This window comes from Streptomyces sp. Ru72, from assembly GCF_002920635.1.
Taxonomy (GTDB): Bacteria; Actinomycetota; Actinomycetes; order Streptomycetales; family Streptomycetaceae; genus Streptomyces.
Window position 1 is genome coordinate 60,538 of the sequence record NZ_PQSR01000019.1, and the last position, 11,801, is coordinate 72,338.

At 74.5% G+C, this 11,801-nt stretch carries 9 protein-coding genes and 1 pseudogene; 6 read left to right on the top strand and 4 right to left on the bottom strand.

What is annotated here, in order from left to right; translation table 11 throughout:
* Positions 1-15: 15 nt before the first annotated feature.
* Positions 16-1,359, bottom strand: coding sequence for a helix-turn-helix transcriptional regulator (locus C3488_RS12220; protein WP_103839407.1), 1,344 nt, complete (start codon positions 1,357-1,359; stop codon positions 16-18).
* Between the two features lie 379 nt (positions 1,360-1,738).
* Here C3488_RS12220 and C3488_RS12230 point away from each other — a divergent pair, with 379 nt between their 5' ends.
* Positions 1,739-2,995 carry an amidohydrolase gene (locus C3488_RS12230; protein WP_103839409.1) on the top strand — a complete coding sequence of 419 codons (1,257 nt, stop codon included), beginning with the start codon at positions 1,739-1,741 and terminating at the stop codon, positions 2,993-2,995.
* Positions 2,996-3,064: 69 nt separating this feature from the next.
* On the opposite strand, the gene C3488_RS12235 is transcribed toward C3488_RS12230, so the two are convergent.
* The 3 genes from C3488_RS12235 to C3488_RS12245 all read right to left on the bottom strand — a co-directional run bounded on the left by C3488_RS12235 (position 3,065) and on the right by C3488_RS12245 (position 6,365).
* Positions 3,065-4,204 (bottom strand): hypothetical protein, encoded by a 1,140-nt coding sequence (locus tag C3488_RS12235; RefSeq protein WP_103839410.1) that lies wholly within the window; start codon positions 4,202-4,204, stop codon positions 3,065-3,067.
* 79 nt (positions 4,205-4,283) lie between these two features.
* The gene (locus C3488_RS12240) at positions 4,284-5,429 is read right to left on the bottom strand and encodes a PP2C family protein-serine/threonine phosphatase (protein ID WP_258053379.1); all 1,146 of its coding nucleotides are present in this window, start codon (positions 5,427-5,429) and stop codon (positions 4,284-4,286) included.
* Positions 5,430-5,729: 300 nt separating this feature from the next.
* Positions 5,730-6,365, bottom strand: a complete 636-nt coding sequence (locus C3488_RS12245; RefSeq protein ID WP_103839411.1) for an NAD(P)-dependent oxidoreductase — start codon at positions 6,363-6,365, stop codon at positions 5,730-5,732.
* A gap of 105 nt (positions 6,366-6,470) precedes the next feature.
* Between C3488_RS12245 and C3488_RS12250 the strand changes: the two genes are divergently transcribed.
* From C3488_RS12250 to C3488_RS12270, 5 genes and pseudogenes are all read left to right on the top strand, one after another.
* Positions 6,471-6,959 (top strand): hypothetical protein, encoded by a 489-nt coding sequence (locus tag C3488_RS12250; protein ID WP_181138985.1) that lies wholly within the window; start codon positions 6,471-6,473, stop codon positions 6,957-6,959.
* A 153-nt stretch (positions 6,960-7,112) separates the two neighbouring features.
* Positions 7,113-8,018 (top strand): hypothetical protein, encoded by a 906-nt coding sequence (locus C3488_RS12255; protein WP_103839412.1) that lies wholly within the window; start codon positions 7,113-7,115, stop codon positions 8,016-8,018.
* 137 nt (positions 8,019-8,155) lie between these two features.
* A pseudogene (locus tag C3488_RS12260) lies at positions 8,156-8,574 on the top strand (hypothetical protein).
* A gap of 196 nt (positions 8,575-8,770) precedes the next feature.
* The gene (locus C3488_RS12265) at positions 8,771-9,820 is read left to right on the top strand and encodes an endonuclease/exonuclease/phosphatase family protein (protein WP_103839413.1); all 1,050 of its coding nucleotides are present in this window, start codon (positions 8,771-8,773) and stop codon (positions 9,818-9,820) included.
* A 13-nt stretch (positions 9,821-9,833) separates the two neighbouring features.
* Positions 9,834-11,768 carry an FUSC family protein gene (locus tag C3488_RS12270; protein ID WP_103839414.1) on the top strand — a complete coding sequence of 645 codons (1,935 nt, stop codon included), beginning with the start codon at positions 9,834-9,836 and terminating at the stop codon, positions 11,766-11,768.
* Positions 11,769-11,801: the final 33 nt, after the last annotated feature.

Genomic DNA, 11,801 nt, shown 5'->3' on the forward strand with positions numbered 1-11,801 from the left:
GAGGGCCCGGGGCTGTCACAGCGGCGGCTGGGCGGGGGCCGGACCCAGGGTCGTGGTACCGGGTGCGGTGCGGTGGCCGAGGCCGGTGCGGTAGGCGTCCAGGGCGGCCTCCACCCGGCCGGTGCGGCGCAGCAGATCGCCGAGCAGCCGGCACAGGTCCGCGAGGTCGCCCGCGGCGCCCGCCCGTTCCAGCAGGCTGAGGGCGCGCACATAGTGCTCCTCGGCGGCCTCCGTGTCGTGCCCGTCCTCGGCGATGATGCCGAGGAGACGGTGCGCGGCGGCGGAGTGCACCGCGCCGCGCTCGGGTCCGATGTCACCGAGGACGTCGTGCAGCAGCCGAGCGGCCTCCGCGGACCTGCCGCGCCGGTGCAGGACGTCCGCCAGTTCGACCGCGACCTGGCTGCTGTAGAGGGCGGCCCGCTTCTCCGACAGCATGGTGAGGGCTTCGCGCAACTCCCGCTCGGCACGCTCCAGTTCGCCGTTCTGCGCGTACAGGTAGCCCCGCATCCAGTGGCAGTTGGCCAGCTCGGTGCGGATCTGCAGCTGCCGGTACAGCTCGGCGGCCTTGGCGAGGTTGGAGTCCGCCTCGGCCAGGCGCCCCTCGGCGAGCAGGGTGCGCGCGACGGAACGGTGCATACGGGCCACCAGGGCCGGGTCCTGGACCTGGGGCGCGAGCGCGAGGGCGAACTCGGCCGCCTGGGCCGCCCTCACGTGCGCTCCCATGTCCATGTACGGGCCGATGGCGCTCGCGTAGAGCAGCAGCAGGGCGTCCGGATCGTGCAGACCCGAGCGGTTCAATTCGTCGAGGGTGGTCTCCAGCAGGTAGCAGGCGTAGCGGAGTTCACCGGCGAGGTAGTGCGAGACGGCACGGCCGCGCAGTGCCGGGACGCGGGCCGGCAGCGGTGCGTCGTGCAGGCACTTCTCGGCCCGCTCGAAGTACTGCCGCCCCGCCACCAGATCGCCCAGCTCCATCGCGCACTCGCCGAGGCCCAGCAGCGCGGCGGCCCGCTCGGCGGTGAGCCCGTACTCCTCGGCCTCGGCCAGCAGAGCGGCGTACTGCTCGGCGGCCACCTCGGCCTCACCGGTGGCCAGAGTGCGCTGGGCGTCGGTGAGCCTGAGCCGCACCCCGGTGGCGAGGTGGGCCGGACGGCCGGTGGCGAGCTCGTCGAACGCCACACCGAGCCGCTCGGCGAGGTGCCTGAGCGCCTCGTCGGAGGGGCGGACCCGGCCGGCCTCCAGGGTGGAGACGTACGCCGGGGTGTAGGCGGGCTCTGCCAACTGCCGCTGGGTCAGTCCGCGTTCCCGCCGCAGCCGCTGCACCCTGCGCCCGATGGTCTCCGGGTCGTCCCGCTTCACCATGCGATTCATCATGCCAGTAAGCCCACTTACCGACGAGTGTTCTCTGACGATTGGTCAATCGCCTGTCGGCACATGCCAACTGTCTTGAGGCTCTTCCCCGGCACCCGCCCCAGCCCCTAGCTTGGAAGACGCATTAAGCATGCTTAATCCGCGGCTGTCATTGCGAGGTCGGTTGCCGTGCCCCCACGCCCTTCCGTGCGCCACGGACGCATATCGGCGCGTCACGTCAGAGGATTCGGCGCGGCCGTCGTCGCCGTGGCCGCCCTGGTCACCGCCGCCAACGCGGGCCCGGCCCGGGCCGCGGAACCCCGGCCCGCCCAGACGGCCCACCGTGGGCACACTCCCCCCAGAGGCTCCCCGGGCCCCCTACGCTGACCTCGTGACCTCCCCCGCCGCACGCACCGCGCTGGACCTCACCGCCGACGTGCCGCTCGCCGACCTGGCGGACTGCTATCGGGACCTGCACCGCCACCCCGAGCTGTCCCAGCGCGAGCACCGAACCGCCGGAAAGCTCGCCGAGCGGCTGCGCGCGGCCGGGTACGCGACCGCCGAGGGCATCGGCGGCACCGGCGTCGTCGGCGTCCTGCGCAACGGCGACGGTCCCACCGTCCTGCTGCGCGCCGACATGGACGCACTGCCGGTCGCCGAGGAGACGGGACTGCCCTACGCCTCCGAGGTCCCCGGGGTGATGCACGCCTGCGGGCACGATCTGCACGTCACCTGGCTCGCGGGGGCGGCCCGCGCGCTGGCCGCAGGGCGGGAGACCTGGTCCGGGACGCTGGTCGTGGTGGGCCAGCCGGCCGAGGAGTCCGGCGAGGGCGCGCGGGCGATGGTCGCGGACGGGCTGTACGAGCGCTTCCCGCGCCCCGACGTGCTGCTCGCCCAGCACGCGGCCCCCGGGCCGGCCGGGCTCTACGCGCACTCGCCGGGCCTGATCCTGTCCGCCTCCACGGACGTGGACATCGTCGTGCACGGCCGCGGCGGCCACGGCTCGCGCCCCGAGGCGACCGTCGACCCCGTGGTCACGGCCGCCTACCTGGTGACCCGGCTGCAGACCGTCGTCAGCCGCGAGATCGCCCCGCGCGAGTCCGCCGTACTGACGGTGGGCCGGATCGAGGCGGGCACCCGGCCCAACGTCATCCCCTCCCAGGCGCACATCGCCCTGAACCTGCGCACCCGGTCCGCCGGGGTCCGGGACCGCATGATCGCCGCGATCCGGCGCATCGCGGCGGGCGAGTGCCTGGCCGCGGGCTGCCCGCGCGAGCCGGAGGTGACCGTGGGCGCGGACTTCCCCGTGACGGTCAACGACCCCACCACGGACCACCGCGTCACCGAGGTGCACAGGGAGGTGTTCGGCCCGGAGAGGGTCTTCGACCCCGGACCGGCGATGGGCAGCGAGGACTTCCCGCACCTGGCGCCGGACGGGGTGCCGTACGCGTACTGGTTCGTCACCACCACCCCCGCCGACGTCTGGGAGGCGGCCCCCGGCACGGACCTCATGGAGAAGTTCGCGGCGGTCCCCAGCAACCACAGCCCCCACTTCGCACCCGACCTGTCCACCCTCGTCCCCGGGGTGCGGACGCTGGTGTCGGGGGCGCTGGCCCATGTGCCGGTAACACGGTCTGGAGCCGGCTGACGGCCCGACACTCCTGCCGGGTCGCGTACACGCTGAACCAGGCCCGGCCCTCGGGAGGGCCGTCGGTCGCTACCCCGGCACGCGCTGCGACTGCCTGAGTTCCTCGAGGTGCTGACGGACGTGGCGGAGCGCTCCCTCGCGGCGCCCCGGTACCCGTTCGCGCAACTGAGCCAGGACGGGCCCCAGTTCGCGGGCGCGGGCGGCGTCGGTCATGCGGCCCCACTGGTGGTGGGCGCGGTCGACGGCCGCCTCCACCGCAGGGTCCTCGGGGGACTGGCCGGCCGCGAGGCGGGCGCCCGCGACCGTCAGCCAGGTCTCGCAGCTGCGGCCCGCGTCGCCCGCGAGCATCGCGAGGTCGGCGCGGACCTCCATCCAGTGCAGCACCTCCTGCGAGCCGGGCCCGTGCTGCCGCAGCGCGGCCTGTTCCCACTGCGCGGCGAGCGCGGCGGCCTCCGCGTGCCGGCCGCCCTGGACGGCGGCGGTGAGGGCGGCGTGGGGGTCGGGGGGCGCGGTCGGGGGCGGAGGCGGCGCGGGGACGGGCTGCCGGCTTCTCCGGACGGCAAGCTGCGCCGGCGGCTGATGGGGGGCGAGCAGTATGTCCCCCCGCGTGCCGTCCTCCCCGTAGGCCCGGGTCACCGCCTGGTGATGGAGGGTGGCCGGGTCCGGGCGGTGGCCGCTGCGGAGCAGGGTCGCGACGGCCTTCATGTAGGCGGGGGCCGCGAGCGCGCGGCGCGGGGGCGGTGGGGCGACGCGGCCGTAGAGGGCGACGGCGGGGCCGCAGTCCGGCGCGATGCCGCGCAGGTGCTGCCAGGTCTCGGGATCCGCGTGCAGATCGGCGAACACGGTCGTCGCACCGGGCGGGCGCAGTCTCAGCTCCTCGCGGAACCAGTGCCAGGGGAAGCCGGTGTAGCGGACGGTGGCGGGGGTGGTGCGGGCCAGCGCCAGGTGGGGCAGGTGCTGGCGGCGGTCGAGCTGGAGCTGCCCGGTGAGGAACACGGTCAGCGGGACGGGGGCGGCCGCGGCGGCCCGCAGCCGGGTGAGGACGGCCTGCGGCTCCAGCGGGTCGGCGAGTTCCACCACGTTCGCCGTGTCCGTGCCGGACAGCACCGGCGGGGCGACGGCCGCGAGCACCGGAAGCACGGAGGCCGCGTCCACCAGGCATCCCTTGCCCGCCGGCGAGGCCGCGAGCAGCAGCACGGTTCCGGGCATCGTTCCCTCCCCCATCGATCAGGTACGTCAGCACCGTAACCGCTGCGCCTGCAAAGGTGCGACGAAGTCCGGCGAACGCTCAGTGGCCGACGGACGGGCGGGGCCGCACCGCGAAGATCGTCGTGTCGTCGGCCAGACGGCCGCGGCAGTGGTGCAAAGTCCCCTCGCGCACCAGCGGGACCAGGCGGGCGGGGTCCGCCGCGCGCGGGTCCTCGGCGACCGCGCGGGCCACCTTCTCCCGCAGCGGGAAGAACTCCCCGGCCCCGTCCCGCGCCTCGCACACCCCGTCGGTGACCAGCAGCAGTGTCTCGCCCGGTGCGAGCGGTACGCGCCGTACGGGCGGCGGTCCGTCGGCCAGTGTGCCGAAGCCCAGCGGCAGCCCCTCGCCGGGCGGCAGGGACCGTACGCCGTCGGGGCCGACCACCAGTGGCGGCTCGTGCCCGAAGTTGACCACCTCCACGCAGCAGGGGTCGGCGGGCGGGAAACCGACCAGGACGGCGGTGGCGAAGCGGTCCCCGTCGTCGCGGCCGATCGACGTGCAGTAGCGCACATGCCGCAGCATCCGGGTCTCCAGCCGTTCGGCGACCGTGGCGAGGAGCGGTTCGTGGTACGCCGACTCGCGGAACGTGCCGAGCAGCGCGGACGCGGCGGCGACCGCGCCGAGGCCCTTGCCCTGCACGTCGCCGACCAGCACGCGGGTGCCCTGCGGGCCGGGCTGGATGTCGTAGAAGTCCCCGCCGACACGGGCGACGCTGTCCGCCGCGAGGTAGGCCGCCGCGTGGTCGAGACCGCCCCAGTCCGCGGGAAGGGGCCGCAGCACCGTGTGCCGGGTCGTCTCGGCGATGTCCTGCATGTGCAGCATGCGCCGCTCGCCTCGCACCCGGACCGCGCAGGCCAGCACGGCAAGGACGCCGCCCGCGATGACGAGGATGAAGTCGGGCAGGCCGGTCTGGAGCTCGTGCGGCCAGGCGTGGTCCTCGATCTCGTAGGTGACGACGGTCAGGGCGGCCGCGACGCCCGTGCCCCACACCCCGCAGATCGCCGCCGCGATGCCGGGCACCAGCACGACCCAGGAGATCATCCGGAAGCCGCCCGTGCTGTTCCAGTCGAGCAGGGAGATGGTGAGGAGCAGCAAGAGCGGCGGCACCCAGCCGACGCTGCGTCCACGCACCCGCAACAACGACTGCGGCCCGCGCGATGCCGCGGCTCCCGCGGGCGGGGTCACGACACCCGGTACCGGTCCGTCCAGGGCCGGTCCCTCGAGCCCCACGCGGCGGGGTCCGTCTGGGCCGTCACCCGCGGGGCCGCTCGGTCCGGCCGGTCCGTCGCGGGCAGCCCCGCCCCTCGTGGAGCCGGGCGAAGGGTCATCCGCGCCTCGCGGTCCCGGTCCCCGGCGCGGCGCGCCCAGCCGTGGGACGTTCTCCCGATGGCGTACGGGGCCGCCCTCTTCCCTCCGGCCTTCCTGCGGTCGGTCGTCGGGGGCTCGTCTCGTGGGCACGGGGCCTGCCTGCGGTTCGTCGGTTCGTCAGTACGCCACCGACATACGGGCGCGTACATGTGCGCCCTGTTCCAGTTCGTCGAGGAACGCCGCCGCGTAGTCCTCCGCGCTGATCCGGCTGCGGCCCTCCGCATCGGTCAGCAACCGGTCGCCGCCGACCCGGAAGCGGCCCGTGCGCTTCCCGGGGGCGATCTCGGCGGCGGGGGAGACGTACGTCCAGTCCAGGTCGTCCACCGTGCGGTAGAAGTCCAGGGCCGTTCCGTGGGTCAGCGCCTCCGCCCGGACCGCCTCCGGAAAACCGGGCTGGTCGTACAGCGCCTCCCCCGGCGCGACCTCCAGGCTGCCCGCGCCGCCGACCACCACCAGCCGCCGCACCCCTGCGTCACGGGTGCCCTGCACGATCGCCCGGTTGACGGCGAGGAAGGGCTCCTCCGGGTCCGTACCGTCCCGGGGCGGCGCGCACGCGCTCGCCACCGCGTCCGCCCCCCTCGCCAGCTCCGCGACCTTGGCCGGATCCGCCGCGTCCGCCGCCGTCGCGGTCACCCCCGGCACCGGCGACCGGCCGGAGCGGCTGACGGCCGTCACCCGGTGTCCGCGCCGCGTCGCCTCCGCGGCGATCCGGCTGCCCACCATCCCGGTCGCGCCGAACAGGACGATCCTCATGAGCCCCAGCGAAACACGCTCCGAATGGCCTCGCATCCCGACTTGCCCGCCGCCCCCGCCAGGGTGTGCCCTGGTGTGCAGGGGCGAGGAGAGAGGAGTGCTCCCATGGCTCACGTGGCACCCGCTTCCGGGACCCCGCACCCACCCGCCACCACCTCCCGCGCTTTCGTCCCGGCCCCACGGCCGCCGGACCTCTTCGACCGGCGTGTGCACCGCCTCGGACGACTGGCCGTGCCGCTGGCCATCGGGCTCCTCTACGGCTACTGGGCCGCGGCCAACCAGCGCCAGGGCGGCCCCATCACCGGCTGGAACCTGGTGTTCGGCTTCGCGTGCACGATCGTCTTCACGGTGCTGTGCTCCGCCCTGTTCGTCGTGGCGCCGCGCCTGGGGCGCGGAGCGCACGCGGCGGTGTGGGGGGCGTTCACGGGCATCGCGCTCGGCTTCCTCTACATCCAGGCCAACGTGAGCGTGCTGCACGCGGCGGGCCTGGCTCTCCTGGTCGCGCTGGCCGCGTTCCTGTTCGACTTCTACCGCTACTCGACGTTCTCCCACTACACCCGGCACGAGGGCGGAGAGGGCCGCCGGGCCGCCTGACCCGTCTCCGGACGTCACCGCGCGGTCCCGGCGCCGGCCGGCACCGGCCCGGCCGGGACCGGCCCGGCCGCCGTCGCCCACTCCTTGCGCCCTGTCCACCCGTTTGCAGGCGGTCCGCTCGCGCGCCGTCCGTGCCGACGTTTCCCTGGTGGCGTGTCCCGACGTGTTCGCAGCGTCCTGTCCGCCGTTCTGATCGGCCTCGCGTGTCTGCTCGCGCCACTCGGCGTGCTCGCCGGGTGGGCGAAGTACGGCATCGGGGACGCCGAACGCTACGCGGCCAGCACCGCCCCGCTCGCCTCCGACTCGGAGGTCCGCGACGCCATCGCCGGTGCCGTCACCGACGGCATCATGCGCGACGTGCACGTCAGCCCTCCCCTGCGGGGCTCCATGCACGCCTTCGTCCAGGACGCGGTGCGCTCGTTCACGGACACACAGGCCTTCCGCGCCGCCTGGGACACCGCGAACCTCAGCGCGCACGACGCCGTGATGCGCGCGCTGCACGACGACGACCGCGGCGACGGGCCCGTCACCCTCGACCTCGCCCCCGTCGCCGAGCGCATGAAGCAGCAGCTCGTGGACGAGCACGTGCCGTTCGCGGGCCGCATCCCCGTCGCGCACACCGAGATCACGCTGCTGCAGTCGCAGGACCTGACGAAGCTCCGGAAGGGGTTCCACGTGCTCGAAGTCGCGGGCTTCTGGCTTCCCGTCGCCGCCGTGACCTTCGCGGTGACCGGCATCCTGGTGGCCGTCTGCCGCCGCCGGGCCGTGCTGGCGACCGGCCTCGGCACCGCGCTGGGCGCGGCCCTGCTCGGGGTCGCGATCGCGGTGGGGCGTCGCATGACGCTGGCGGACCTGCCGCCGGACGTCTCGCACCCGGCGGCCGGCGCGGTCTACGACGCGCTCACCGAGACCCTGCGCCTGGTCTCGTGGCTGCTGCTGGGGCTCGGGCTCCTGGTGGCCCTGGCCGCCTGGCTCACGGGCCGGTACGTGCGACGCCGGCGCGCGTCCGAAGAGCACTCACCGGTTCCGGCGGAGCGAGCGTCGCAGGTCCAGGCCTGACGCGGTCCGCGACGGCATTCTTCGCGCCGAGCGGCCGGGAGAGTTCGGCACTCACCCGTTCGGACCGGTCCGCCCTGCGGCGCACCCTCCTCGGGGCGAACCTGCGGGGGAAGGCCCCGTCCCTAGGAGGCAACCCCATGGTCCAGCACACCGCATCCACCACGCACGCCAGACAGACGGCGTGGGCCACCGGCGGCATGGCGTTCGCCGGGGTTCTGATGATGGTCGGCGGCATCATCGGCGTGCTGAACGGCATCGCCGGCATCGCCACGAACAACGTCTACGTGCGCGTGGGGGACTACGTGTACCAGTTCAGCCTCGCCACGTGGGGCTGGATCCACCTGATCGTCGGCGCTCTGGTGGCGATCACGGGGTGGGGCGTCCTGCAGGGCCTGGAGTGGGCCCGCTGGGCGGGTGTGGGCCTGGCGGCCCTCTACATGATCCTGTACTTCATGTTCCTGCCGTAGCCCCCATCTGGTCGATCATCGCCATCGCGATCGGCGGCTTCGTGATCTGGTCCCTGGTGACGGTGCCGCGCACGGAACGGGTCCCGTAGCTCGGCGGCAGCCCGCAGCACCTCGGCAGCCCGCGGCTCTCCGCCGGCCCCGCAGCGCTCCGACGGGCCCCGCAGCTCTCCGGTAGCACCGCTTCCGCACCGCCTCTTCCCTCTCCACGTCGGCAACCGTCCCCCGCAACTCCCCGTCCTGAGGGAGGATTCGGGCATTCGGTCCACCGGGGCAAGGCGGCGGCGCGTGGAGACGACGATCGTGGAGACGAACCGGCGGGCCGAGGTGCGGCGGCGCTCCCGGGGGCGGGTCGCCGGGGCCTGGTCCGGTGGTGTTCTGCTGGCCGGAGTGAGCGTCGTCATCGCGTGCCGGGCCGCCGGCACCGACGGCGTGACCCCCGTGCCCCAGCTGCTCGCCTTCCTGCCCTGGCTGCTCGTCCCCACCGCGCTCGCCCTCCTCCTCACCCTGCTCGCCCGCTGGCGCACCGGAATGGCGTGGGGCGCCCTCGCGCTCATCGCGCTCGCGTGGTTCTCCGAGCCGTACGGCGGCGCGGCGGAACCCACCGGCGCCCCGCTCGCCGGCGTCCGCGTGCTGACCTCGAACGTCGAGTTCGGTCGCGGTGCCCCCTCCCTCGTTCCCGCGATCCGCCGCGCTCGTCCGGACATCGTGTTCGTCGAGGAGTGCGAGCACCGCTGCGCCGCCCTCCTGGAGCGTGCCTTCGGCGGCCCGCACGGCACCTACCCCTACCGCAGGGCCGTCGACGGCGGCGGCTCGCAGGGCTCGGTCATCCTCAGCCGGTTCCCGCTCGGGCCCGCACCCGGCGTGCCCGGCACCATGGGCATGCCCGGCGCCGTCGCGGACGTCGACGGGCACCCGGTACGCCTCCAACTCGCGCACCCCATGCCCCCGCTCCCCGGCCAGCTCGCGCTCTGGCGCCGCGAACTGGGGGAGCTCCGCGCCTACGCGGCGGCCGGTCACGGCCCGACCGTCCTCGCCGGCGACTTCAACGCCACCGAGGACCACGCCGCCTTCCGCCGCATCCTGAGCACCGGCCTGCGCGACAGCGCCCGCCTCGCCGACCACGCACGTACGCCCTCCTGGCCCGCCCGCACCGCACCGCCGTTCGGCGCCCAGATCGACCATGTGCTGGTCTCGCCGGACTTCTCCGTGGGCTCGGCCCGCTTCCTGCACATCGCCGACACCGATCACCGCGCCCTGGTCGTCGACCTCACCCTCCACGAGTCCGGTCCCTACACAGAGCGCCAAACAGCCCAAAGGGTCACCCGCACGCATTAGCGATAATGAGGGCATGCCCCGCGAGTTTCCCATCGGCCTCACCCCTCCCGACTGGCTGGTCAGGAACCTCCAACCTCAGCAGGCCCCCGTCAACCGGCCCGCCGCCGTCCGCGCCGCCATCGCGATGTCCCTGCCCCTGGCGATCGGACTGGCCTTCGGGAAGCCCGCCTACGGCGCCATCGCCTCCATGGGCGCCCTGTCCGGCGTCATCGGCGACACCGCGGACGCGTACCGCATGCGCATCCTCAACATCGCGGTCCCCCAACTCTTCGGCGCCGTCGGCGTCACCGTCGGCTCCCTTGTGTTCGGGCAGGGCTGGCTCGCCGTCGCCGCCATGACCTCGGTCGCGCTGCTGTCCGGACTGATCTCCTCGATCGGCGCGGTCGCCTCCGTCTCCGGACTGCTGCTGCTCCTCAACTGCGTGATCGGCGCCGGACTTCCGCTGCCGCGGCCCTGGTGGCTTCCCCCGCTGCTGCTCTCCGGCGGCGCCCTGCTCGTGCTGGCCCTCGCCCTGCTCTCCTGGCCGTTGCGCTCGGGCGTACCCGAACGGTCCGCCGTGTCGGGCACCTACCGCACGGTCGCCGACCTGCTCGCCGCCTGCGGGACGGAGGCCTACGACGCCGCCCGGTTCGCCGTCACCCAGTCCCTCAACCAGTCCTACGACCTCATCCTCGCCCGGCGCGCCCGCCACCACGGCCGCAGCCCCGAACTGGTCCGGCTGATCGCCGAGTTGAACGCGATCACCCCGGTCGTGGAAGCCGCCCCGGCCGCCCACCACTACGGCAGGCCGCTGCCCGAACAGGTCCCCGCCGCCGTACGGCTCCTCGCGGACGCCATCGCCGCCGGCCGCCGCGACCCCCTCGACCTCGGCCTGCCGGTCCCCGCCGGGGAGACGGACCGCGCCCTCGACCACGCGCTGCGCCATGCCGCCGAGGTCGTCACGGCCCACAACCTCGACCCCCGCACCATCGTCGACCGCCTCGGCCGCCCCGCCTCCCTGCGCGTCCGCGTCCTCCGCACGACACGCAACGTCCTGCTCTCCGGCACCTCCTGGCGCTACGGCCTGCGCCTCGCCCTGTGTATCGGCATCGCCCAGGCCCTGGTGTCCCTGGTCCCGGTCCCGCGTTCCTACTGGATCGCCCTGACCATCACCTTCGTGCTGAAGCCCGACTTCGGCTCGGTCTTCTCCCGGGCCCTGCTCCGCGCGCTCGGCACGGTGGCGGGCCTGCTGGTGGCGGCCGTCGTGCTCGCCGCGGTGCCGCGCGGCTGGTGGGACGTGCCGACGCTCGTGCTCCTCGCCCCGCTCATCCCCGTGCTGACGCCCCGCGGCTACGGCTACCAGACCGCCGCGATCACCCCGGTGATCCTGCTCCTGTCCGACATCCTGAACCACCTGGGCACGGCCCTCCTGGTGCCCCGCCTGGTCGACTCCCTCATCGGCTGTGCGATCGCCGTCGTGGCCGGGTATCTGCTGTGGCCGGAGAGCTGGCGGACACGTGTCGGCGACCGGCTCGCGACCGCGGTCGCGGACACGGCGCTGTACCTGGAGAAGGCGTTCGGACAGACCGCGGACCCCGCCTCCCGCGCCCGGATGCGGCGGCGCCTGTACCGGGATCTGTCCACCATCCGTACGGAGTTCCAGCGGGCCCTGACCGAACCGCCGCCGACCGGCCGCCGGGCCGCAGCCTGGTGGCCGCTGGTCGTCGCCGTGGAACGGATCGTGGACACGACGACGGCGGCCCGGGTACGGGTGAAACAGGGGGCACCCCCGCCGTCGCCCGCCGAGGTCGCCCAGATCACCCTGCAGCTGCGGGAGTTGTCGCAGGGCCTGCGGGAGACGGAGGTGCTGGTCCCGGTCCGCACCGACCTCGCCGGCCCGGCGGAGAGCATCCTGGAGCCGCTGCGGCAGGAGGTGGCGGCGGCACGGGCGATCGCGTCCCCGCACTGAGACCACGACCGCCCACGTGCCCTACCGCCGTGC